General features: G+C 75.3%; 18 protein-coding genes. 6 read left to right on the top strand and 12 right to left on the bottom strand.

Annotation, left to right across the window (positions count from 1 at the left end; all coding sequences use genetic code 11):
* Positions 1–2: 2 nt before the first annotated feature.
* The 8 genes from AB0G11_RS11890 to AB0G11_RS11855 form a co-directional block, all read right to left on the bottom strand.
* Complete coding sequence (locus AB0G11_RS11890; protein WP_219516694.1) at positions 3–1,823, bottom strand: TOMM precursor leader peptide-binding protein; 1,821 nt, start codon at positions 1,821–1,823, stop codon at positions 3–5.
* Entirely contained in the window at positions 1,820–3,631 is a 1,812-nt protein-coding gene (locus AB0G11_RS11885; RefSeq protein WP_357585516.1) for a hypothetical protein, read from the bottom strand. Before AB0G11_RS11885 ends, AB0G11_RS11890 begins: the two co-directional genes overlap by 4 nt.
* A gap of 5 nt (positions 3,632–3,636) precedes the next feature.
* Positions 3,637–4,749, bottom strand: a complete 1,113-nt coding sequence (locus AB0G11_RS11880) for a hypothetical protein (protein ID WP_357585514.1) — start codon at positions 4,747–4,749, stop codon at positions 3,637–3,639.
* Positions 4,746–7,295 carry a lantibiotic dehydratase gene (locus AB0G11_RS11875; protein ID WP_357585512.1) on the bottom strand — a complete coding sequence of 850 codons (2,550 nt, stop codon included), beginning with the start codon at positions 7,293–7,295 and terminating at the stop codon, positions 4,746–4,748. Before AB0G11_RS11875 ends, AB0G11_RS11880 begins: the two co-directional genes overlap by 4 nt.
* A 59-nt stretch (positions 7,296–7,354) precedes the next feature.
* Entirely contained in the window at positions 7,355–7,516 is a 162-nt protein-coding gene (locus AB0G11_RS11870; protein ID WP_219519446.1) for a thiazolylpeptide-type bacteriocin, read from the bottom strand.
* A 23-nt stretch (positions 7,517–7,539) separates the two neighbouring features.
* A complete protein-coding gene (locus tag AB0G11_RS11865; protein WP_219519441.1) occupies positions 7,540–7,701 on the bottom strand; it encodes a thiazolylpeptide-type bacteriocin in 162 nt (53 codons plus the stop codon).
* A gap of 77 nt (positions 7,702–7,778) precedes the next feature.
* A complete protein-coding gene (locus tag AB0G11_RS11860; protein ID WP_357585510.1) occupies positions 7,779–8,570 on the bottom strand; it encodes an ABC transporter permease in 792 nt (263 codons plus the stop codon).
* On the bottom strand, positions 8,567–9,520 hold the full coding sequence (locus AB0G11_RS11855) for an ABC transporter ATP-binding protein (protein ID WP_357585508.1): 954 nt from the start codon (positions 9,518–9,520) through the stop codon (positions 8,567–8,569). The genes AB0G11_RS11860 and AB0G11_RS11855 overlap by 4 nt, the downstream gene beginning before the upstream one ends.
* A gap of 220 nt (positions 9,521–9,740) precedes the next feature.
* Here AB0G11_RS11855 and AB0G11_RS11850 point away from each other — a divergent pair, with 220 nt between their 5' ends.
* From AB0G11_RS11850 to AB0G11_RS11830, 5 genes are all read left to right on the top strand, one after another.
* Positions 9,741–9,917: a thiazolylpeptide-type bacteriocin gene (locus tag AB0G11_RS11850; RefSeq protein ID WP_219519431.1), complete on the top strand. Its 177-nt coding sequence runs from the start codon at positions 9,741–9,743 to the stop codon at positions 9,915–9,917.
* A gap of 90 nt (positions 9,918–10,007) precedes the next feature.
* Complete coding sequence (locus AB0G11_RS11845; protein ID WP_357585506.1) at positions 10,008–11,168, top strand: hypothetical protein; 1,161 nt, start codon at positions 10,008–10,010, stop codon at positions 11,166–11,168.
* Positions 11,165–12,742 carry a hypothetical protein gene (locus AB0G11_RS11840; RefSeq protein WP_357585504.1) on the top strand — a complete coding sequence of 526 codons (1,578 nt, stop codon included), beginning with the start codon at positions 11,165–11,167 and terminating at the stop codon, positions 12,740–12,742. The genes AB0G11_RS11845 and AB0G11_RS11840 overlap by 4 nt, the downstream gene beginning before the upstream one ends.
* The gene (locus AB0G11_RS11835) at positions 12,742–14,625 is read left to right on the top strand and encodes a TOMM precursor leader peptide-binding protein (protein WP_357585502.1); all 1,884 of its coding nucleotides are present in this window, start codon (positions 12,742–12,744) and stop codon (positions 14,623–14,625) included. The genes AB0G11_RS11840 and AB0G11_RS11835 overlap by 1 nt, the downstream gene beginning before the upstream one ends.
* An 18-nt stretch (positions 14,626–14,643) precedes the next feature.
* Positions 14,644–16,266 carry a thiopeptide-type bacteriocin biosynthesis protein gene (locus AB0G11_RS11830; RefSeq protein WP_357585500.1) on the top strand — a complete coding sequence of 541 codons (1,623 nt, stop codon included), beginning with the start codon at positions 14,644–14,646 and terminating at the stop codon, positions 16,264–16,266.
* Here AB0G11_RS11830 and AB0G11_RS11825 read toward each other — a convergent pair.
* From AB0G11_RS11825 to AB0G11_RS11810, 4 genes are all read right to left on the bottom strand, one after another.
* Complete coding sequence (locus tag AB0G11_RS11825; protein ID WP_219517863.1) at positions 16,256–16,756, bottom strand: hypothetical protein; 501 nt, start codon at positions 16,754–16,756, stop codon at positions 16,256–16,258. The genes AB0G11_RS11830 and AB0G11_RS11825 overlap by 11 nt on opposite strands.
* Before the next feature lie 89 nt (positions 16,757–16,845).
* A complete protein-coding gene (locus tag AB0G11_RS11820; RefSeq protein ID WP_357585498.1) occupies positions 16,846–19,851 on the bottom strand; it encodes a BTAD domain-containing putative transcriptional regulator in 3,006 nt (1,001 codons plus the stop codon).
* A 76-nt stretch (positions 19,852–19,927) separates the two neighbouring features.
* On the bottom strand, positions 19,928–21,145 hold the full coding sequence (locus tag AB0G11_RS11815) for an NAD(P)-binding domain-containing protein (RefSeq protein WP_357585964.1): 1,218 nt from the start codon (positions 21,143–21,145) through the stop codon (positions 19,928–19,930).
* 36 nt (positions 21,146–21,181) lie between these two features.
* Entirely contained in the window at positions 21,182–21,733 is a 552-nt protein-coding gene (locus tag AB0G11_RS11810) for an OsmC family protein (RefSeq protein ID WP_357585496.1), read from the bottom strand.
* Between the two features lie 72 nt (positions 21,734–21,805).
* Between AB0G11_RS11810 and AB0G11_RS11805 the strand changes: the two genes are divergently transcribed.
* Entirely contained in the window at positions 21,806–23,023 is a 1,218-nt protein-coding gene (locus tag AB0G11_RS11805; RefSeq protein WP_357585494.1) for a homoserine O-acetyltransferase, read from the top strand.
* The last annotated feature ends 2 nt before the right edge of the window (positions 23,024–23,025 follow it).

Below are 23,025 nucleotides of genomic sequence, written 5' to 3'. Positions count from 1 at the left end.
AGTCACGGGAAGGGATGGGGAAGCACGGGATCGCCGGCGGAACGCGTGGGGCTCCGGCCCAGGCGGTGCGGCACCTCCCACAGCCGGGGCAGGCCGCGGACGCGGCGGTTGCGGTGCCCGAACGTCATGGGGAGCGTGCCGGGCACGACGACCTTCGCCGCGTGCAGGCCGAGACGGTCGCGGATCCGCCGATCACTCTGGTCGACCGCGATCACCTCCAGCCCCAGCCCGCGCAGGCGGTCCACGTGGTGGTCGAGGACGGTCCACAGGTCCGTGGCCGTCCCCGGGAGGTCGCCGCCGAGATCCGCCGGGTCCACGGTCCCCGCCTGCCCCGACAGCAGGAATCGGTAGCCCGCCGCGGCCTCGGGCAGGCTGTACAGGGCGACGTGATCGTGCATGGCCCGTACCGAATCCGGGTCCGCCAGCAGGCGCAGGAGGCGTTCGCGGCGGTGGCCGGCGGGAGAGCGGCGGGCGCGGTCGGCCGACGACTCGACGTCCACGGCCAGCTCGGCGGCGGCCGACCGCATCGCGGCGACCGGGTCCGGGTGCGCCCCCGCCGCGAAGAAGGCCGCCGGGGCCGCACCGTCGTCCCGCCACGCGAGCGTGAGCACGACCGGGATGCCCAGGTCGTTGGTCGCGTCGAAGAACAGCAGCTCGTAGCCCAGGCACTCCAGCCGGTCGGACAGGTGGGGCAGCACGGGATCGTCCGGCGGCACGGCGACGCGGCGCAGCGGCGTGCCCGCGTACCAGGCCATCAGGAACGCGTCCCGCTCGGCCACCTCGAACAGGCCGTGCAGCACCGCCTCGGCCAGGCTGTTGCCCAGACCGCACCCGCTGGAGGTCTCCGCCACGAACCGGGGCGTGCCCGGCTTGCGGACCCCCCAGTACGCGACGTGCTCCGGCACCAGGATCGGGGCCGTGCGCGTGCAGGACCAGCCGTCCACCCAGGTGGTGGGCACGCCCGGGGCGTAGGCGGTGAGGCCGCTGCCCGGATCGGCGTAGCAGTCCGGCTCGTGCGGGCCCAGTCGTGCCGGATCGAGTGCCCGGTCCGGGCCCAGCGCCTCGAACGCGGCCTCGGTCACCGGCCGGCCGCTCGCCGCGATCCCGCCGAGCCGCTCCACCGCCTCGAAGAGCGCGACGCGTTCGGACTGGGCGAAGGCTGGGGTGCGGCCGTAGCCTGCCGCGTTCCCGTCCGGGTCGCCCGCCAGGACGGCGGCGACGGTGGCCAGCGGCAGGTGACCGCTCCGGCGCACCGTGGTCACCGGGCCGTAGCGCGCGTCCACCAGGGCCTCGCGCAGCCGGGCGCCGTCGGTGCGCGGGTTCGGCGAGCGCAGCGACCCGGGCGGCACGGCCACGGGCTCCCGGGCGGCCGGCGCGTACGGCTCGCCAGGCCCGCACACCCGGCAGCCCTCCGGCCGCGGCATCACGCGGTGCCGGGTGAGCGAGCCGTGGTCGGTACGGAGCGCGAGGACGACGTCCCCGTGCCGCTCCGGCTCGGCCAGCAGCAGCGCGGCCAGCGCGGACAGCGTGTCGTGGAAGGCCGGAGCCGCGAGCCCGCCCACCCGCAGCTCCGGCAGCCGCACGGGCACCGCCGCGCCGAACGCCGCCAGCCGCTGCGACTCCGCGCAGGCCACGCAGACGCCCTCCCCCGGCCCCTGCACCGGGCCGGCCAGGGCGAGCGCGCCGTCGAGGAGCACGGGAAGCAGCGGGTGGCGGCGGCCGCGCGCGAGGCGGGCGACCTCTTCCAGGTCCGCGAGCCCGTACCCGCTGATCAGCACGGCCTCGGCCCGGTCGTCGCGCAGCTCGCCGATGCCGTTCCTCATGCGACGCTCCCGGCCCGGACGGCGGCGGGCACCTTCGCGGCGGCCGGCACTGCTACGGCGGCCGGCGCCCTCGCTGCGGGCGGCACCGTCACTGCGGCCAGGCCGGTTGCCGCGAGCAGCGGGCCCAGCGGCGCCGGCTCCGGGCCCGGCACCAGCGCCTCCATCGCCGCCTGGAACCGCTCCTCGCCGTCCCGCGTCCCGGCGGGCCAGAACCAGGAGCGCGTCTCCCACGGCACCGGCGGCTCCTCCGGCGGCGCCCAGACCGGAGCCGCCCCGCAGGGCACCACCGGATCGCCGAACTCCCGGCCCGCCGCCCGCGCCTGCGCCGCCGCCGTGGCCGCCAGCAGCGCGAACGCCGCCGCCGTGCCCGCCTCCGGCTCCACCGCCCAGGCGAGGGTACGGCCCGCCGCGCTGACCCGGGCGTGCGCGACCCCCTCGGCGACGCGTACCACCTCGACCTCGGCCGGTACGGCGAACCGCAGCGTGAGCGCCTTCCACCAGCGCCGCGCGGCCGGGTCCGCCGCCCACTCGCCCTCGCCCACCGCGGTGCCCGGGAGATCGGCGAGATCGCGGTGCACGGCCTCGCGCAGGCCGAGGCCGCGCGCGTGCAGCCGGTCGGCGCCCACGACGGTCCCGGCCGGAAGCGCGGACCGCACGGCGGACAGCGCCGCGTGCAGCCGCGCCGACTCCAGGCCGGTGCCGAACCCCACCGCCTCGCCGCACGCCGCCAGGCTCACCGGCACCTGCGGCAGCTCCCCCGCCTCGGGAGGGGCCACCATGCCCAGCTCCGGATCGCCCAGCACTTCGAGCATCGCCGCCGCCCGCTCCCACGGGTCCGCACCGGCAGGCTCGCCGACGGGCCACCGGTGATGCGTGACCGCCAGCGGCTCGGCTTTCGCCACCATGACCGAAAGCCCCCGCCCCACGCCCTCGGGCGAACGGGCCGCCGCCTCCTCCACCGGATCCGGCATACCCGCCACGGCACACAGCAGCCGATGCGCCGCCGCCCCGCCCACCAGCGCCCACAAAACCTCCGGCACCCGCGCCCCACCGGACCCCGCAGCCGGCGTGGCCGCTGGAGCCGGGGTGCTCGGGGTCGGTGGGGGCGCGGTCGCCCCGCCCGGGGCCGACGCACCCGGGGTCGGCGTGGTTGGGGGCGGTGGGGTTTGGGTGGTTAGGAGGGAGGTGGGGCCGTGGAGGAGGCGGTGGCGGATGGCGGCGGGGTCGGGAGCCGGGGTGCCAGGGCTGGTCGGCGGCAGGGCGTAACCGGCTTCCGGGAGGCAGCCGGCCCTTACCGTCACCGGGGGGCCGGAGGGTGGGGTGGCGGTCAGTTCGAGGTCGGCGGGGGTCGCGCCCGGGAGGGTGGCCGGGTGGCAGCCGGCGGCGGCGAGGGCGCGGGCGGCCGCCTCGGCCAGGGGGCCGCCGCCGCGGACCGCGTAGGCGGCCCCCGACAGGCGCTCCCAGGCGCGCGCCGGGTCGGCGGCGGCGGACTCCAGCCAGGCGGCCACCCGGGCGGGCGGCAGCCCGGGCCCCGGGCTCCCCCAGCCGGGCGGCACCTCGACGAGCATGTCGTGCTCGCGGAGCTGGGCGATGATGAGCTCCAGCGCCTTGGCGACCGGCTCGGGCAGCCCGGCGGGAGCGGTCAGCTCGGCGGCGGGCACCCCGTCGGCGAGCAGGACGGACAGGCGTTCCCACAGCCGCCACAGCCCGGCGCCGCCTTCGGCGGTGAAGCTGGAGGTCCAGCCGCGTACGTGCAGGCCGGTGGGGGTGGGGGTGGCGTGGACGACGGGGCGCAGGCGGAGCAGCATCGGCCTCATCCCGTCTCGCCGAGCTGGGCGCGCCACGTGGTGCCGTTGAGCTCCTGCACGGCGGCGGCGACCATGCTCGCCGCCAGGTAGCGCTCGACGGGCGTGACGTCGCACACGGCCAGGAGCTGGTACAGCACGTTGGTGCCGAACCGGTAGACGGCGAACGCGCGGGCGAGCTCCGGCCGGGAGAAGTCGACGACCCGCAGGGCGCGGTGGTAGTCGCTGAGGGCGGTGCGTTCGGCGGGGTTCCAGCGCCGCGCGGTGTCGGGGTCGCCGAGCCTGGCCGCCTGCTCGGTGTAGCCGCGGCTGAGCTCCACGGCCAGGCTGCCGCCGTCGAAGGCGGGTTCGGCCAGGAGGCGGGCGGTGATGGTCCAGTGCTGCCAGGCGGCTTCCACCTGGTCGGTCGGGTGACCGTCGGCCACGCGGCCGACGAGTTCGAGCACCTGGGTACGGTTGCGCGTCCAGCCCGCCTCGAACGCGCGGCGCAGCCGCCCGTCGGGGTCGTGGTGGAACAGGAAGTCCTCGACGTGGGAGAGGAAGGAGTGGTAGCCGAGCGCCTGGCCGCGGGGGTAGCGGGCGGCGTGGACGGCCATGGCGGTCACCGCGAGCTCGATGCGTCCCGCCGCGCTGTCGCCGGTTCCGGCCAGCCGGTCGAGGGAGTGTTCCAGCGCCGGGAGCCCGGCTTCGAGGGAGTCGGCGCGCAGCCGTACCGATGCGGCCGAGCCGAGCAGGGCGGCGACGCGGCCGGTCTCGGCGGGGCCGACGGTGACGGTGTTGTCGGCGTGGATGGGCTCGTACGGCGGGGGGACCAGCTCCAGGAGCCCCGCCTTGCGCGCGTGGGAGAGGAGTTCGGGGGCGCCGGGCGAGCCGGTGGAGGGGTGCAGGCGCAGGTGTTCGCGCAGCCGTGCGGCGAGCTGGTCCGCCGCGGCGGCGACGGGCCCGTCGGGGCCGCGCAGCCGGACCCGTACGTGGGGGCCGTGCAGCCAGTGGCGTTCCAGGTGGCCGCGCACGCCGGGGCGGGCGGCGAGGGCGGCGCGGAGCCCGGGGATGACCGCCGCCCTGACCAGCGGCGCCTTGACCGGGTCGTGGTAGTAGCAGACGACGTCGAGCTCGGTCACTGTGGTCTCCAGCAGGTCTCGATGATGAGCTCGGTCACCGGCTCGCCGTCGCCCGCCGCGCCCGGGACGGGCAGCGCCTCGACGAAGGCCGGCTCCTGGGGGTATCGGGCCAGGTAGGTGGGCAGGCACCGCAGGTGCAGGGCGTTGCCGAGGTCGACGTACTGCGGCTTGGCGGCGCGCAGCCTGCGCAGGAAGCCCTCCAGGGAGGCGGCGCTCCCCCCGGCTTCGAGGAAGACGTGCTCGGGCAGGTCGTGCCGGGCTCGCAGGTGCGCGGCGGCGACGGCGGGGTGCTCGGCCGTCCACTGCTCGCGCAGCCGCGCCGCCGCGTCGTCGTCGAAGGCCCAGCGGCGGCGGTTGAGCACGATGCCGTCGTAGGTGAGGCGTCCGCTCGCGGTCACGCCGTCCACGGTGCGTTTGGTGACGAACCTGGTCAGCGAGGGGAACCCGCAGCTCAGGTCGCCGGTCAGCGGAGCAGTCCGGTACGGGAGCACGAACGGGACGAGGAAGCCCAGGTAGAGCACGCTGACCTCGCGGCCGGAGCCGCGATGCCGGATGCGGACCAGGCCGGTGTGCTCGTCGTGGACCATCTCCAGGTCGTCGAGGGTGAGGCCGGCCCAGCGCGGGTCCTCGCCCACCTCCTCGGGCAGCACCATCGGGTGCAGGTTGGCGTTGAACCCCATCAGCGGCCGGAACTGGGCGACGTCCTCGCCGAGGAGGTGGCGCAGCCAGCCGGCCACGGCGGTGGCCGCGGAGGGGTCCAGGTGGGGCAGGAACCGGCTGGTGAAGCGGGCGAATCCCGCGTAGACGTGGTTGATCGCCAGGCCGCCGGGGAGGGGCTGGGCGAAGAAGGAGTAGGAGGCGGGGCGGGCCCGCGCCCAGCCGGGCAGCAGGTCGCGCGCGGCCGTGACGGCTTCCTCGGGGATGACGACGTCGGCCGCGTCCGGGCCGTTGGCGGCGGCGATGATCTCGGCCACGATCTCGCGGGCGCTCCGCAGGTCCTCCGGCACGCGCCGCTCGCGGGGGTCGCCTTGGAGGAGGTCGCGCCAGACCTCCGACATCATGGCCGCGCCGGCGGTCATCGGGGCGCGTCCGCCGGCGCCGTGGCGGGCGGTGAACGTGTCGGCGACCAGCCGCCGGATGGCCAGGTGGTGGTCGTACAGCATGACGAGCGGGGTGAGCCGGGTGAGGGCCGGGACCTGGTCGCGCCCGTGGCGGGCGCGCAGGCTCAGCGGGCCGGGCAGCGTGACGTCCTCGGTGAGCACGGGCGCACCGGTCAGGTCGGCGCCGGCCCGCTCCCCGAGGAGCCGCCAGTCGTCGGCGAGGGCTTCTAGCCTGTCGCGCCTGCTCGCGGGGGGCAGGCCGGTGAAGGAGCGGGTGGCGTCCCGGATGGCGGTGAGGCGCGCGGCCACGTCCGTCAGGTCCTGCTCGCGGCACCAGCGGGCAAGGGAGCGCAGGATGTCGGGATCCTGGACGTGTACGGGCCAGACCGGGACGAGGAGTCCCATCTCGGCCATCTTCCGCACGTAGCGGGTGGCGATCGCGTCGGCGTCGGCGCTCTGGATGTGGACGGCCAGCGCGGCGGCCAGCTCCCGGGGGGTCAGGCCGTCCGGCGTGTCGCGCAGCCGTTCGATCAGGAAGCGGATGGGCCCGGTCAGGCCGACGTCGACGAGCTCTTCCGTGGTGCCGTAGAGGTGGCTGGAGTCGGGGAGCGGCACGTCGCGGTGGAAGAGCACCCGGTCGCCGTCCTCCCGCAGGCCGGGCGCGAGGCGGTGCGGGCACTGCGCCTGGCCGAGCAGGGCGGCCATCAGCCGGGTGACGAGCACCCGGTTGGCCTGCACGGCGGCAGCGGGCCCAACGGCGGGCACAGCGGGGCGCGGGTCCGGGGCCGTGTCCCACCAGCCCAGGCCGACCAGCGTGTACCAGGAGAGCGGGCTGGTCTTGGAGGTGGCGCGGAGGGCGTACCGCAGGACGGTCGGCTCGGCCTTGCGCGCCCGCTTGTCGGGCCGGCCTTGGCGGGCGGCCGTCCTGTCCACGCCGTGGAGCAGGTCACGGCCGGTGAGCGTGACGGCCAGGCGGAGCGGCTCGGCCCGGCACAGGTCCGAGAGCACGGCGCGTTCGGCGGCCAGCGCGTCCTCCCAGGGGCCGTCCGGCGCGGCGAGCAGGCCGCTCAGGGTCTTGCGGTCGCGGACGGCGTCCAGCCAGGCCGCCAGCCCGGCGACCCGGCCGGGCAGGTCGCCGAGCTCACGCAGCAGCGACTCGCGCGGGACGCGGCCGTTGTGCACGTCGCGGCGCAGCGGCAGGACGACGCCGCGGTGGAAGGCGGCCGGGTGGCCGGGCAGGCTGGCGGCCAGCGCGTCGGCCAGGGCGGGCGCGGCGGAGGCGGCGCTGCGCAGCGCCTCGGTCAGCGCGCGCACCGCGGCGCGGAAGGGCTCGGCCGCCGCGGGCCGTTCGGGGTAGGGCAGGGCGGCGCGCCTGACCACGGCGAAGGGCGCGGCCTCGAACTGTCCCGCGCCCACTGCTACGGGGTTCTCGACAGTGCTGGTCATCGATGTTTCCTCGTTCGCGGGTGACCTCCCGGCCGCCGTGAGACGGCCGGGAGGATGACCTACCTCGGGTTGATCGAGCAGCAGGAGCTGCACGAGTCCGTCAGGTAGGAGCAGCTCACGGCCGATGCGCCGGTGTCGGGCACCGCGAAGCCGTCGCGCATGGTGGTGACGGACAGCTCGTTCAGGTCGAGGTCCTCGACCTGGAAGGAGAGGCTGGACATGGGCGGGGTTCCCTTCTGGGCGGTCACTGAGGCTCGGTGCAGCAGCAGCACGAGGACGAGGACATCCAGGAGATGCAGCTCGACGAGGACGCGCCGGTGTCGGGCAGCGCGACGCCGTCACGCACGGTCGTCACCGAGAGCTCGTCCAGGGCCAGGTCTTCGACATCGAAGGCCAGTGCGTTCATGGGGGGGTTTCTCCCTTTTCATCAATGGTTCCGTGCTGTTCGGATGCGGTTCTGCGGAGTGGGACGGGCCTCCCTTCTCAATCGACGGCACGGCGGCCGAAGCCGCGCATGCCCGCCTCGGCCGCCACCGCGCCGGCGACGGCCAGGACCAGAAGGCAGAGCCACAGCGGGATGTGCGGGATCCGCGGCACCATCACCGCGCGCATCCCCTCGCTGACGTACGTGAGCGGATTGACCGCGCACACGATCTGGAACCACGGCACGCGGTCCAGGCCGGGCCACGGGAACTGGGTGGCGCCGGTGAACATCAGCGGTGTGAGCACCACCGTGAAGACGACGTTGATCCCGCGCGGGGAGACCGCCGTGCCCACGACCATGCCGACGGCCGAGCCGACGAAGGCGCCGAGCGCCATCACGGCGAGCGCGGGCAGGAGGGACGCGGGCGCCAGTGTGGCGTCCGGCAGGATCAGCAGGCCGAGCGGGATCATCACGGCGCCGGCCACGACACCGCGGATCGTGCCGAACACGATCTTCTCCATCGCCACCAGCCGGGTCGGCAGGGGCGACAGGAGCCGGTCCTCGATCTCCCTGCTGAAGGAGAAGTCGAGGGTGAGCGGCAGGGCGGTGTTCTGCAGCCCGCCGACGAAGGCGTTCAGGGCGATGACGCCAGGCAGCAGGACGTCGCCGAACCCGCCGCCGACGTAGCCGAGGTCGGCCAGCACCTTGCCGAAGACGAACAGGATGAACAGCGGCTGGAGCAGGACCTGCGCCAGGAAGGCCGGCAGCTCCCGGCCGGTGACCACGAGGTCGCGGCCGAGCACGGCGGCGAAGGCGCGCGCGGTGGGCGGGCGCTCGTCGAGGACGCTCATCGCAGCTCCCGTCCGGTTAGGCGGAGGAAGACGTCCTCCAGGCCGAGCCGGGCCACGTCCAGGCCGGTCAGCGCGATGCCGTGCCCGGCGAGCGCCTTGAGCACGGCGGGCAGGACCTCGCCCGGCTCGCGGGAGGTGTAGAGCCTGACGCGCCCGCCGGGCATCGCCTCGACCCGTTCGACGGTCTCGACGGCCGTCAGCGCCGCGTCCACGTCCTGGGCCGGGGCCCGGCCGGGCTCGAACGAGAGCGTGAGCGTGGTGCTGCCCGGCAGCTCGCGGACCAGGGCGGCGGGGGCGTCCAGGGCCAGCAGCCGGCCCCGGTCCACGATGGCGACCCGGTCGCAGAGCTTGGCCGCCTCCTCCATCTGGTGGGTGGTGAGGACGACGGTGACGCCCCGCTCCTTGAGCTCCCGTACGCAGGCGTGGACGAAGATGCGCGACTGCGGGTCCAGCCCGGTGGACGGCTCGTCCAGGAAGAGCACCCGCGGCTCGTGCATCAGCGCCCGCGCGATCATGACGCGCTGGGCCTGGCCGCCCGACACGTTGTCGAGCCGGTCGTCGCCGCGCTCCGCGAGCCCCATGCGCTCCAGCAGCTCGCCGGCGCGCCGCCGCCGCTCGGCCCGCCGCACGCCGTGGTAGGCGGCGTGGAAGAGCAGGTTCTGGCGGATGCTGAGCGACCGGTCCAGGTTGTTGCGCTGGGGGACGACGCCGAGCAGCCGCCGGACCCGGGTGGGCTCCTTCGCCACGTCCACGCCGCCGACTCTCGCCAGGCCGCCCGTCGGGCGCATCCGGGTGGTCAGCACGCCGACGGTCGTGGTCTTGCCCGCGCCGTTGGGCCCGAGCACGCCGAACACCTCGCCGGAATTCACGCGGAAGCTGAGCGAGTCGACCGCGGGCTGCGGCGCGCCCGGGTATTTCTTGGTGAGATTCTCGACCTCTACGGCATTCATGTGCCCGCCCATGCCAGTCAGGTTCCCGATGAAAACGGCTGCAGCGTATTCATGGTCAATTCGCAGCGTCAAGACGGCAATTCCGGCGATTTATCGGCCTTTACTTCGCGCGGCCGGGTCGTGTCAATACCGCCTTTCTCCTGTCAGGCGGCGGCCGGCCGGGCCCACCCATACTGCGGATGTCGTTTCGGCCCACCGTGACGCGGAGGAGGTGAAGAACATGTCCGTGACCACCCGGTTCGACCTCGCTGACCTGGACCTGAGCGGGCTCCAGGTGACGGTGATGCGTGACGCCGTGGCCGTGCCCGAGGGCGGGGCCACGTCCGGCTCGTCGAGCAGCGACTCCAGCTCGACCTGCGGGTCGTCGTCGTGCTGCTCGTCCGTCGAGCAGCAGTAGTTTTCCGCATCGTCCTGCGGCCGGGCGCTTTTCCATTGGCGCCTGGCCGCACGGGCGCCATTGTTCGCAACGACTCAGTGGAGCGCACACATGATCGACGTCGTGTGCCATTATTTCGACCCGGAAAAGGCGCCGTTGCTGCGCCGCCATTTCATTCCGCTGGCGCGTTCGCTGTCCGCCGGGGGATTCGCCGTCCACCTCGACCGCCACTGGCTGAACGGGCCGCACGTCCTGCTGCGGTTCGAGCCCGGGGCGGGGGCCGAGGCGGCGGCGGAGCGGGCGGCCGACGCGTGCCGCCGCCACCTGGCGGAGCATCCCTCCACCGTGGCCGTGGACGAGGCGGCGCTGCTCGCGGAGGCGGAGGCGGCCGGTCGGGCCGAGCTCGTCCCCGGGCCCTACACGCCGATCCGGCCGGACAACACCGTCCTGGTGCGCGAGGCCGATCTCGGCGCGCTGACGGCGCTGCTGGGCTCCCCGCAGGCGGTGGCCGGACGCTGTGCGCTGCTCGCGCTGGGGCTCGACGCCGTGGCCGGCTCCCTGAGCTACCTCGCCGACCGGGATGACACCGCCGGCGCCAGGATCGCGGTCGCCCTGGCCGCGATGACCGCCCACAGCGCGAACTACCCGGCCGGGCTCGGCCGGGGCTACCAGTCGTTCCTGTCGCACGTCGAGGACTTCCTCGCCCACGACGACCCGGACGGGACGCTGCGGGCCGCCTTCGACCGGCACTGGTCGGCGCACGGGCCCGGCGTGAGCGCCATCGTCCGCGCCGCCGCCGCCCCCGACCCCGCAGTGGCCGCCCTTGACCACGCTGACCCCGCCCCCGGCCCCGCCGAGCCCGTGCCCGATGACCTGCGGGCGCTGGCGGCGAGCTGGCGGGACTGGTCGGCGGCCGCCTGGCGGCACGCGGACGCCACGCTGGACACCGGGGCGCTGATCGGCAGCCGCAACGGCCACGCGGCGGTCGCGGCCGGGTTCGGCGGCGAGACGGAGATCCGCTGGGACTTCTCCCGCCGCCGCTTCAGCGACTACCACGAGCTGCTCAACCGGTCGAACTTCCCCCGGATCGCGGTCAGCCGGGAGTTCGGCCTATACCGGTTCGCCACGAACGTGCTCTACCGGCTGCTCGCCCTGTGCGATCTGCGGCCCGTGGAGCGCTACCTGGCGGCCTACCTGTTCAGCCGGGCCGTGGAGGAGATCAACGGGATGAGCTGGCGTGAGCTCCTGGAGCCCGTGGTGAGGTCCCGGTGAACGGCTCGCCGGACGCCGCCGTGCTGCGGCTCAGGCCGGTCGTGCGGGCCAGCCGCCTGCCGGACGGCATCCACCTGCGGGCCTGGGGCACGTCGGTGAGCCTGGAGGGCGCGGCGGGCCTGTGGCCACTGTGGGAGCACCTGCGCCCGCTCTTGGAGGCGGGGGTGACGGATGCGGGCCTGGACGCCCTCTGCCCGGACCCGGGCACCCGCCGCGCCGCGGGCGTGCTCGTCGGTCAGCTCCAGGAGAACGACCTGCTGGTACGGGTCGCGCCCGGCGAGCCGGCGCCCCCTGCCGTGCGGTCCTGGCTGGAGTCGGCGGCGCCCGATCCCGACGCCGCCTGGGCCGCCCTGCGCGACCTGTGGGTGAGCGTGGACGGCGAGGGCCCCGTCGCCGACGCCGCCCTGGCCGCGCTCGCCCGCTGCCGTATGTCGGCGCACCGGACCACCCGCCCCGGCGTCCCACCGGGCCACCTGCGGCTGCGGGCCGCCGGTCTCGCGGTCCACGCCGGTCACCTGCCCGGCGCCGGCTTCATCACGTACCCGATCGAATCCGGCGAGCCCGCACAGACGGACGGCGCCACAGGGACGGTCGGTGCGCTGGTGGGGGTGGTGGCCGAGCGGCTGGGGCGGCTGCCGGCGCGAGCCTGGACGCCCGCGGCGGCGGAGCTGCTCGCGGCGGCGGCCGTCGACCGGCTGCTGCGTGCCTGCGCGGGCCTGCCCGGCAGGCCCGGGGAGATCCTCCTGGTACGTCCCGGGCAGCTCACCGCCGCGTACCGCCCCTGGCCGCCCGCCGATCCCGCGCCCCGCGCCCGGCGGATCACGCTGGAGGAGGCGCTGCGCCGCGCCGGGCTGGTCACGGACCCGGAGCTCGGCCTGCTCCCGGAGGTCCGCGTCGACGGCCTGGCGCAGTTGCCGGTCTCGATGGCCGTCTGCGACGTGCCCGGGCTGCCGGTCGCCGGGATCGGCCCGACCGTGGAGGCCGCGCGCCTGGAGGCGGTCCGGGCGGCGGCGCAGGCGCGTCTCGGCGCCGACCCGGCCGTGGCGGCGGTGGGCGCCGACGAGCTGCACGCCCGGGGCGTCCTGCTCAGGCACCGCGCGGACCGGGCGGCCGGGCGCGTGCGGCCGGGTGACTGCGTGACGCACGACCCGATCGCCGCGCACTGGTGGCGGACGCTGGCGGAACGGCTGCGCGAGCCCGTCCGGCTCCAGGTCCGCGACCTCGGCGGCGCCTGGCACGCGGAGATCCACGACACCGGCGGCGACCGCCTGGCGTGGGCGGTGGAGCTGGAGCGCGACAGCGCGGTGGCGATGGCGGCGCTCGCCGCGGCCGGCGCGTCGTACGCGGGCCCGTCGATGCGGGCGGCGGCCGTCTGCGGCGCCCTGCCCCCGCCCGACATCACCGGCGAGGAGATGGACGAGGACCTGGGCCGCTGGCTGTGGCCGGCCCCGATCTCCCGGGACGAGGAGGCGCTGCAGGAGGTGCTGAGCCGGGTGACCGGCTGCCGCCCCCGCCTCGACGACTCCGACACCGACCTGGCGGCGGCGGGGTTCCAGATCTGGCGAGGAGAGTGATGAACGTGAACGAAGCGGCGCGGCTGCTCCGGGAGGCGCTGGCCGGGGCCGCGCTGACCGTCCGCGACGGCGACGGCCTGTCCGCCGGGGAGACCGCCGTCGTGGTGCTGGACTCCTGGACCCTCGCTTCCGTCACGGAGCTGGCGGCGCGGGCCAGGGCGGCGGGCGCGACCGTGCTGCCGGTGCGCTGCGACGGCGGCCTGGTGCTCGTCGGGCCGCTGGCCGGGCCGGCCGCCACGGGCTGCCTGGCCTGCGCGGAACGCGCGCGGCTGGACGCGCTGCCGGGCCGCGTCCCGGCGGGCGCGCCGCAGACGATGGGCGGCACGGTGCCCCCGCAGGCCGCCGGGCTGGTGGCGGCGCTGGCCTCCGACGTCGTCACGGCGGGGACGACCGGCGTGCTGTGGGCGCTGCGCGGGGAGGACCTGGAGGTCTCGGCGCATCGGGTGCTGCCGTTCGGCGGCTGCGCGGTGTGCGCCCCGCTGCCGGCGGACGCCCCCAGGCCGGTCGGCGCCGGGCGCCATCCGGTCTCCGGGTCCTCGCTGCGTGAGGACAATCCGCGCACCGAGACGGCCGCCCAGCTCCGTGACGCCCTGGTGGACTGGCGGCTCGGCCCCGTCCTGCGGCTGTATCGCTGGGAGGCCCGCACCCTGCCGCTGGCCAGCGCCCAGCTACCGGGCAGCGCGGGCCTGATCGGCACCGGCTACGGCAGGGCGGAGGACTTCGCCGAGGCCGAGCGGGTGGCGCTGTTCGAGGCGGTCGAGCGCCTGACCGGCATGCGCCCGCGCGGCGTCCGCCCCCACGTGTACGCGACCCGCGCCGAGCTCGACCCGGCCGTAGCGCTGGACCCGGCCCTGCTGGGCCTGCACGAGCCCGAGCTGGAACGCCACCCGGACTTCCTCCTGGAGCCGTACTCGCCGGACAACCCGGTGCACTGGGTGTACGGCTGGTCGCTGACGCACTCCCGCGACAGGCTCATCCCCGAGCAGCTCGTCTACTGGGACTCACGCGGCTGGTTCGACGGCCGCAGGCAGCGGATGCTCTACGACTCCTCCAACGGCTGCGGGCTCGGCTCCAGCCAGGCCGAGGCCGTGCTGCACGGCCTGTTCGAGGTGGCCGAGCGCGACGCCTTCCTGATGGCGTGGCACGCGCGCACGCCGCTGCGCCGCATCGCGCCGCCCGCGGACGACCCGGAGCTCGGCCGTCTCATCGACCGGCTGGGCAGCATGGGCCACGACCTGCTGCTGTTCGACGCCTCCAACGACTTCGGCGTGCCCGTGGTGCTCAGCATGACGCGCCGCCGCGTCCCCGACCCGCGCCTGCCCGACGCACTGTTCGCGGCCGGGGCGAACCGGCACCCGGTCCAGGCCATGCGCTCGGCCGCGACCGAGGTGTACATCAACGTCCGGAACAAGGCCGACAGCCGGATCGCCGCGTTCGACCGGGACCGGCTGCTGCCCATGATCGACGATCCGTTCCTCGTGCGCACCCTCGACGACCACGTCTTCATGAACGCGCTCGACGAGGCGCGCGACCGGTACGAGTTCCTGCTCGGCGGCGACTCGGCCGCGCCGTGGCGCGAGCTGTGGCCCGAGCCCCCGCCCTGCCGCGATCTGGGCGCCTACCTGGAGGAGTGGGTGGACCGGCTGGCCTCGGCGGGCCTGGAGGTGATCGCCGCGGACCAGTCGGAGCCGGTCACGCGCGAACGGCTCGGGCTGCACGCCGCCAAGGTGATCGTGCCGGGCTCCCTGCCCATGACGTTCGGTCACGTCTACCGGCGCACCAGGAACCTGCCCCGGCTCCTGGAGGTGCCCGCCCGGCTGGGCCGGCTGCCCGCGCCCGCCCGTTACGAGGACCTGCCGTTCCATCCGCACCCCTTCCCCTGAGCCGAGGTGGACCCGCCGATGACCACGCCCGCTGTCGACCTCTGGACGAGCCTGCACTGCTTCCTGCACTGGGACGCGGAGCGCAACGACGCCTTCCTCACCGGCTCGGCCGGCCCGCTGCTCGACAGCCTGCGCGCCGACGGCCTGCTGGAGGACTGGTTCTTCATCAGGTACGGGGAGGGCGGCCCGCACCTGCGCGTGCGCGCCCGCGCCGTCGCCGACCCCGAGGGGCTGCGGCAGGCGCTCGCCTCGCTCGTCGGCGACGCCGGCTTCCCGGGCGCCGAGTTCCCGGGTGCTGAGGGCTGGACCCCGCACGGGACGGTGGCCGAGATCGCCTACGAGCCCGAGACCGAGCGCTACGGCGGGGCGGAGGCGATCTCCGTGGCCGAGGAGGTCTTCTGCCGCTCCAGCGAGATCGTCCTGGAGGCGCTGCGAGGCTCCCCGCCCTCGCGGATGAACACCGCGCTCCCGCTGATGTACGCGACCGCGCTCGGCCTGGGCCTGGACGAGCGCGCCTGCGCGGCATGGCTGAGAAGGCACGCCGCGGCCTGGCGGCTGGCCGTCGACACGCCCAAGCTGCCCCCGGCCGTCCCGCTGGCCCGCGCCGAGGCCATGCTCGCCCGGCAGCGGGACAAGGTGCTGAGCGTGCTGACCGGCACCCGCGCCGCGGTGCGCGACGGCGACGGGCTCGCCGCCCGCTGGGCTCAGGTGGTCGCGCGGGCGGACGCCGAGCTGGCGGACCGGGGCGTCGCGGCCGGGCGCCGCCTGGCGGTGTGGGCCTCGCAACTGCACATGCTGTGCAACCGGCTGGGCGTGCAACCGGACGAGGAACGGGCGCTGTGCTGGGTGGTCGCCGGCGCGCTGGCCCCCGAGGCCGGGCTGGACCAGCGCTACCTGGAAGCCTCGAAGTACCCGCCCGGGCAACTGCCCGAGCTGGGCGACGACGAGCGTGGCGAGCCGGCCGCCGACCATCCGGGCTGGCGGGCCACCACGGTGGCGCTGCCCCCGGGTCCCGCCCTGGACATGCCGCTCGGCCGGGCGTTGCGGGAGCGCCGCTCCTGCCGCCACTACACCGGCCCGGTCGCCGCCGCCACGCTGGGCGCCCTCCTGCGCGAGGCGTTCGGCGGGCCGGCGCGGCCCGGCACCGGCGGCTGGGCCACGCGCAACTTCCCCAGCGCGGGCAGCAAGTACGCCGTGCGGCTGCGGCTCATCGCCTGGTCCGTCGACGGCCTGGCGCCGGGCGCGTACGGCGTGGGCGGGCAGGGGGACCGCCTGCACCGGTACGCGGACGCGCCCGGCCAGGCGGAGGCGGCGGCCACCTCCATGTGGTTCACCACCGGCCACCCCGAGCGGCACCCGCTGCTGGTCGACCTGACCCGGGTGCCCGCCCTGCTGGCGCTCACCGTGCACACCGACGCGCTCCGGGCGAAGTACGGGCTGCGCGCCCTGCGCTTCGCGCTGCTGGAGGCCGGGCACGTCGCCCAGAACCTGGCCCTGGCCGCGACCGGCCTCGGGCTGGGCACGATCCCCGTCGGCGGCTTCTACGACGATCTGGCGCACGAGCTGTTCGCGGTGGACGGGGTCACCGAGGTCGCGCTCTACCTGCTCCCGCTGGGCGTCCCGGACGAGGTCAGCCGATGAGCCCGTCCTCCCTGGCCCGGGTGGCGAGGTCCAGCTTGGTGTAGGCGTTCCGGCCGCAGTCGGCGTACTTCTGCTTGATCCTCTCCAGGTACTTCTTGGCCGTCGCGGGCCGGATGCCGGCCCGCCGGGCGGCGGCGGCGAGGGTCAGCCCGGAGGCGTAGCCGAGCAGGACCGCCCGCTCCTGGCCGGACAGCCTCGGCCCGGCGGACGCCATCGCGCGGATGGCGGCGGCGAGCCGGCCCCCCGGCGGCCCGCCGTCGCCCAGGGGCAGGACCAGCCGTCCCTCCTCCCGGAGCAGGCGTACGGTCTCCGCGCCACCGGGCGGGCCGCTGGCCGCGGCGTGGACCACGACAACGTGGGCCGGGACGCTCTCGGCGCGGCGCAGCTCCTCCAGGGAGCCGGCGCGGGTCAGCAGGCACAGGCCGGGATCGGCCGCCAGCGAGGTCATGGCCGCGACGAGCGTGCCGGGATCGTCGATCACAAGAGACACCGAGATCATACGAAGCTCCATACGTGTCCTGACAAATCCTTGTCACACGGTAGGAGCCCGGATTGGACGGGGACTGGACGGCGAATGGATCACCCCGGCCCGGACACGCTCTCGCCGAGCTTCGCCAGCTCGCCCGCCTCGCTGAGGTTGCCCATGCGCCGGAACAGGCTCTCCGCCTCCCGCCAGGCCGCCAGGGCCGCGCCGGACTCCCCGAGCAGGGCGTGCGCGTGCCCGAGCGCCTTCAGCACCATCGCCTGAAGGTGCAGCACCCCGTGGCCGCGGAAGACCTCCAGCGCGACCAGCAGCGCGTCCCGTGCCTGCCCGGCGTGCCCCTCCAGCAGGTCGCGGGTGGCCTTGCCGCGCCGCACCAGGGCGAGCGCGAACTCGCCGCCCATGTCCGTGGCGAGCGCCTCCGCCTGGTCGAGGTAGCCCGCGGCGTCGGGCCTGCCGAGCAGCACCCCGCTCTCGCCGAGCACGAGCAGGGCCAGCAGCTCCTTCACCCGCACGCCGAGCAGCCGGGCGAGCCTCAGCATCTCCAGCAGCAGGTGCCGGGACTCCTCGGTCCGGCCCTGGTAGAAGCGGACCATCCCGAGCGAGCGCAGCGCCATCAGCCGCAACCGGCTGAGCCGGCGGCCCTCGGTCCGCTCCAGCACGCGCTCCAGGTGGTGGGAGGCGAGCTCCAGCTTGCCCTGCTCGCGGTAGATGAAGCCGAGCGCGGAGTGGAGGAAGTCCAGTTCGGCGTCGTGCCCGAGGGTCACGGCCAGCGCCTCGGCCCGCCGGAGCTGCTCCAGCCCCTCCTCGCCCAGCCCGCCGGCGACCAGGGCGGTGCCCAGCAGCACCTGCGCGTCGACCTCCCCGTGCCGGTCGCCCACCTCCCTGAACAGCCGCAAGGACAGCTCGGCGTGCTCGCGCATGACCTGCGGTCGCACCACGGGCAGGCACGACAGGTAGGCGAGGCTGCGGGCCAGGACCGCCCGCCCGCGCGGCTCCGGCTCGCACGCGGACAGCGCCACGGTGTGCACGGCGCGCCACTCGGTGAGCAGGTCACGCATCTCGTAGAAGCCGACGCAGGCTTCGGCGAGGTTCCAGCAGAGGTCGGGGTGGCCGTCGTCGGCGCACTGCGCGATCGCCGCCGCCAGGTTGGCGCGTTCGCTCTGGAACCAGCGCACGGGGTCGGCGAGCATGGCCTCCGCCCTGCCTCCCGGCAGCCGCCTGCGCGGCGCCTCGCCCTGGAGCGGGAGCAGCGTCCGGTAGGCGAGCAGCCGGTCGGCGTCCTCGGCGAGCGCGAGCCAGGTGGCGAAGGCGCGCCGCCGCGCGGCCCGGCGGTCCTCGGCGCTGTCCTCCGCCTCGGTGCGCTCCCTGGCGTACAGCCGGATCAGGTCGTGCATGCGGTAGCGCGACTCGCCCGTCTCGTCCTCACCGGCCACGGTCACCAGGTGGGCGTCCACGAGCAGGTCGAGGATCTTCGCCGTCTCGCCCGGCGGCGCGTCGAGGAGGGTCGCGAGCACCCAGTCGGCGAAGTCGGGCACGTCCAGCAGCCCGAGCAGCCGGAACCCGCGCCGCGCGGCGGCCGGCAGCGAGGCGTAGCTGAGCCGGAAGGACGCGCGCACGGCCAGGTCTCCTGCGGCGAGCTGGTCGAGCCGGCGCCGCTCGTCGCCCAGCTCCCGGTGGAACCGGCCCAGGCTGAGCCGGGGCTGGGCGGCGATCCGGGCGCCGGTCACCCGGACCGCGAGCGGGATGTGGCCGCACGCCTCCACGATCGCCCGGGCGGTCGCCTGGTCGGTCCGGACCCTGGACTCGCCGACCAGGTGGATGAGCAGGTCAAGCGCCTCCTGAGGGTGGAAGACGTCCAGGTCGACGTGGTGGCCGCCGCTCAGGCCGCGCAGCCTGGACCTGCTGGTGACGATGGTCGCGCAGGTGGGCGCGCCGGGCAGGAGCGGGCGCACCTGCGCCTCGTCGAGGGCGTTGTCCAGCACGACGAGCACCCGGCGGCCCGCCAGGCGGCTGCGGTAGAGCGTCGCGCGCTCGTCCAGCTCGGCGGGGATCACCGAGCCGTCCACGCCCAGCGCGAGCAGCATGCGGTTCAGCACGGACGCGGGGTCCACCGCGTTGCCGTCGGTCCCGTGCAGGTCCACGTACAGCTGGCCGTCGGGGTGGCTCTCGCGCAGCCGGTGACCGGCGTGCACGGCCAGCGTGGTCTTGCCGACCCCGCCCATGCCGGTGATGACGACCAGCGGCATCGCGGTCCGCTCCCCCGGGCCGAGCATGCGGGTCAGCGCCGACACCTGTTCCAGCCGGCCGCTGAAGTCGCTGATGTCGGGAGGGAGCTGGGCGGGCGCGGGGAGCCGGGCGGGGCCGGGCGGGGCGGCCGGCTCGTCGTGGAGCGCCGTGGCGTGGACCGCGGTCAGCTCGGGGCCGGGGCGGACGCCGAGCTCCCGCTCCAGGCGCCGGCTGATCTCCCGGTAGTGCAGCAGGGCGTCGGTGCGCCGGCCGCCTTCGAGGCAGAGCCGGATGAGGACGCTGTGGACGCGCTCGTCCAGCGGGAGCATGCGGGCGATGTCCTCGGCGAACGGCAGGAGGTCGGCCGCTCTGCCCTCGCGCACGGCCACGCCGGCGAAGCGGCCGAGCGCGTCGACCAGCTCCCCCGCCAGGCTGGTCAGCCGGGGATGCCCGGCCAGCAGGGGCAGCTCGGCCAGGGGTTCGCCCCGCCAGAGCGCCAGCGCCCGCGCCACCTGGTCGTAGCCGGCCGGGTGCGCGGCGAGCTCACGGAACCGCGCCACGTCGACCTCGACCAGGCCCGGGTCCAGGGCGTAGCCGTCGCCGACCCGGGGCAGCAGCGGGCTGGACGCCCGGCTGGCCCGATCGGGCTCCAGCGCGTGGCGTAATCGTTTGACGTAGGTCTGGACGACGTTGACGGCGCTCGCCGGGACCTCCTCGCCCCACAGGGTGCCCGCCAGCTCCTGGATCCGCACCGGCCTGCCCTCGGCGAGGACGAGGCTGGCGAGCACGCAGCGCTGCCGGGTGGAGCCCAGATCGACGGGGACCCCCGCTCTCGAGGCGACGAGGGGTCCGAGGATCGCCATCCGTAGAGTCACGCCAGGCAAGTATGGCGGCCCGGCACCGGAGATCCAATGCCTGGGCCCTATCGGTCCGCCCCGCCAGGGCCGGGGTTCAGCCGCCCGCCTCCCGTCCGGCCAGGTGACCGGCCAGGTGGTCGATCACCTCGCGGGCGTCGGCCTCGATCCCGTGGATGAACGTGGACCTGCGCCGCCGCAGCAGCGGCAGCCCGAGCGCGTACAGCCCGGGGCTGTCGGCGACGCCGCCGTCGTGCCGCAGCCGCCCCTTCCCGTCGAGCACCGGGACGTCGAGCCACCGGTAGTCGGGGCGGAAGCCGGTCGCCCACACGATGGCGCCGATCTCGCCGCCGCGCAGGTCCAGCCGCAGGCGAGCCGACTCGGGCACCCGCGTCGGCTCGAACCGTTCGGGCGGGCCGACGTCGGGCCCGTGGGCGCCGGCCCAGGCGTCGAACGTGTCGAGCAGGCGTTCCATCTTGAGGTCGGCGAGCGAGAACACGTTCCGCAGCCCGCCGGAGAACAGCGCGTGGCCGTCGCGGACGGCGGCCCAGCGGCCCACCAGCTCGACGCCCATCGAGGTGAGCGCGTTGAGGTCGAGCGTCGTGCGGCCGGGGCCGCCGACGAGCTGGGGCGAGGGCAGCCGCCTGGCCCGCGCGAGGTCCGGCACCTCGTCGTGCCGCTGGTCCCACACTCCCGAGGCGTCCATCCACCACAGCACGTCGCGCCCCCGGTAGGTGCGGGGCAGCCGTACGTGCTCGCCCACCGAGAGGATCACCGGCCGGCCGGACCGGCGCAGCTCGGCGGCGAGTTGCACGCCGGTCGCCGACGCGCCCACGACGAGCACGCCGCCGTCGGGGAGCCGGCCGGGCTCGCGGTAGTCGTACGGCGTGAGCTGCTCGACGGACGGCGGCACCGCCTCGGCGAACGGCGGCACCGACGGCAGGTTGCACGCGCCGCTGGCGATGACCACCGTCCGGCAGGCGATCTCGCCGTGGCTGGTCGTCACCCGGTAGCCGTCATCGGACTGCCGTACGGACGTGACGTCCGTCCCGGTCCGCACGGGAGCCCGGGTGAGCGCGGCGAAGCCCTCGACGAACTGCGTCACCTCCTTCGCGGTCATGTAGCCGTCGGGGTCCGGGCCTTCGTAGGCGAGGCCGGGCAGGCGGCTCTGCCAGTTGGGGGTGAGCAGCCGGAAGGAGTCCCAGCGTTCGCGCCGCCAGGAGTTGGCCACCTCGCCGCGCTCGATCACCAGATGGTCGATCGACCGCGCGCCGAGGAAGTGGCTCGCCGCGAGGCCCGCGTGCCCCGCGCCGATGACGACGGTGGTGACGTGCTCGATGGCTCGGCCCTCTCAGGCGACGTCGACGGTGACGTTCGTCGGGTTCGTCAGGGCGTCGAACACGGCCGAGCGCTTCTGGGACTGGGCCACCAGCGCCTCGATGTCCTGCTTCGAGGCGTCCGCGTCGATGTGGAACGTCACCTTGATGTCGTTGAAGCCGTTGCGGACGTCGGGGTCGACGCCGAGGATGCCGCGGATGTCGTGCGCGCCTTCGAGCGTCGCCTCGACCGAGCGGAGCTGGATGCCGCGGTTCTGAGCGACGGACGCGACGCCGGCCGTCAGGCAGCTCGCCAGGCCGACGAGGAGGTATTCGATGGGCGTGACGCCGTTGTCCTCGGCGGCGAAGACCTCGGGGTGATCGGCGTCGAAGACGGCCTCGCTCTTGTGGGCGCGCTCCTGCCCGAGACCGTAGAACTCCTTGACAGTCGTGGTGCTGTGGACGCCGTTGCGCCAGGTGGACGAGGCCCGCCAGACGAACTGCGCGGCCTCGGGCGCGTCCTTCAGCGCCTCGCGCGCGTCCAGCAGTGCCTGCACGTTCACTCCGTTGGCGACCGTGGTCGTCATGTCCCGCCCTCACTCCCTGTATTACCGGTAGGGATTTGACCATACACCCCCGGTGGCGGTTGGATAAGCCCCATGTCGCAGCCAGCCACGACGTTCGCGGCCGACCAGGCCGGCAGCGTCGGCACCGTGGAGACCCGGTACCTCGACCTGCCGCGACCGGTGCCCCTCGACTGCGGCCGGGAGCTGCATCCCGTACGGGTCGCGTACGAGACCTATGGCGTGCTGTCGCCCCGGCGTGACAACGTGATCCTCGTGTGCCACGCCCTCAGCGGTGACGCCCACGCGGCGGGCCTGGCCAAGGCGCCGCCGCCGGAGAGCACGCGCGACGGGTTCGGCGCCCAGGACCGCGACAGCGCGGGTGGCAAGGGGCTCGGCTGGTGGGACGGCATGATCGGCCCCGGCAAGGCGTTCGACACCGACCGCTTCTTCGTCGTGTGCACCAACCTGCTCGGCGGCTGCCGGGGGACGACCGGGCCGTCGTCGATCGACCCGGCGACCGGGCGGCCGTACGGACCGGACTTCCCCGTGATCACGGTCGCGGACATGGTGCGCACGCAGCGCGCGTTCCTCGACGCCCTGGGCGTCGAACGGCTCGCGGCGGTGGCCGGGGGCTCGCTCGGCGGCATGCAGGCGCTGGAGTGGGCCGTCCGCTACCCCGGCCAGGTAGACGCGGTCGTGGTGATCGCCAGCACACACGCCCTGCACCCGCAGGGCGTCGCCTGGAACGCGATCGCCCGCGACTCGATCATGCGCGACCCGGCCTGGCAGGGCGGCCGCTACTACGGCACCGGCCGCGCGCCCGACGCCGGCATGGGCGTGGCGCGGATGGTCGGCCACGTCACCTACCTGTCCGCGCCCGCGCTGGAGACCAAGTTCGGCCGGCGGCTGCAGTTCGCCGACGACCTGCGCTACACGATCAGCGAGCCGGAGTTCGAGGTGGAGAGCTACCTGCGCCACCAGGCCGACGCGTTCGTCAAGCGCTTCGACGCCAACACCTACCTCTACACCTCGCGCGCGCTGACGTACTTCGACCTGGCCAGGCAGCACGGCGGGCAGCTCACGCGGGCGCTCGACGGGGTGTCGGCGCGCACGCTGCTGATCGCCTTCAGCTCCGACTGGCTCTACCCGCCGTCGGCGTCGCAGGAGATCGAGCAGGCGCTGCGCGCGCTCGGCAAGCCGGTCGAGCTCGAGGTCATCGACGCGCCGTACGGCCACGACTGCTTCCTGCTGGAGGAGGCGCGGCAGACGCCCGTCATCCGCCGGTTCCTGGCCCCCGGAGGGGCCGCTTGATG

Source organism: Nonomuraea sp. NPDC023979 (assembly GCF_040639085.1).
Lineage (GTDB): Bacteria > Actinomycetota > Actinomycetes > Streptosporangiales > Streptosporangiaceae > Nonomuraea > Nonomuraea ceibae.
Note: the sequence above shows the minus strand (reverse complement) of the source record. Positions and strands in the feature narration are given on the sequence as shown.

Coding starts and splice junctions, on each gene's coding strand:
- AB0G11_RS11890 (WP_219516694.1), bottom strand. CDS start 1,823: ATGAGGAACGGCATCGGCGAGCTGCGCGACGACCGGGCCGAGGCCGTG.
- AB0G11_RS11885 (WP_357585516.1), bottom strand. CDS start 3,631: ATGCTGCTCCGCCTGCGCCCCGTCGTCCACGCCACCCCCACCCCCACC.
- AB0G11_RS11875 (WP_357585512.1), bottom strand. CDS start 7,295: ATGACCAGCACTGTCGAGAACCCCGTAGCAGTGGGCGCGGGACAGTTC.
- AB0G11_RS11870 (WP_219519446.1), bottom strand. CDS start 7,516: ATGTCCAGCCTCTCCTTCCAGGTCGAGGACCTCGACCTGAACGAGCTG.
- AB0G11_RS11865 (WP_219519441.1), bottom strand. CDS start 7,701: ATGAACGCACTGGCCTTCGATGTCGAAGACCTGGCCCTGGACGAGCTC.
- AB0G11_RS11860 (WP_357585510.1), bottom strand. CDS start 8,570: ATGAGCGTCCTCGACGAGCGCCCGCCCACCGCGCGCGCCTTCGCCGCC.
- AB0G11_RS11855 (WP_357585508.1), bottom strand. CDS start 9,520: ATGAATGCCGTAGAGGTCGAGAATCTCACCAAGAAATACCCGGGCGCG.
- AB0G11_RS11850 (WP_219519431.1), top strand. CDS start 9,741: ATGTCCGTGACCACCCGGTTCGACCTCGCTGACCTGGACCTGAGCGGG.
- AB0G11_RS11845 (WP_357585506.1), top strand. CDS start 10,008: ATGATCGACGTCGTGTGCCATTATTTCGACCCGGAAAAGGCGCCGTTG.
- AB0G11_RS11835 (WP_357585502.1), top strand. CDS start 12,742: ATGAACGTGAACGAAGCGGCGCGGCTGCTCCGGGAGGCGCTGGCCGGG.
- AB0G11_RS11830 (WP_357585500.1), top strand. CDS start 14,644: ATGACCACGCCCGCTGTCGACCTCTGGACGAGCCTGCACTGCTTCCTG.
- AB0G11_RS11810 (WP_357585496.1), bottom strand. CDS start 21,733: ATGACGACCACGGTCGCCAACGGAGTGAACGTGCAGGCACTGCTGGAC.
- AB0G11_RS11805 (WP_357585494.1), top strand. CDS start 21,806: ATGTCGCAGCCAGCCACGACGTTCGCGGCCGACCAGGCCGGCAGCGTC.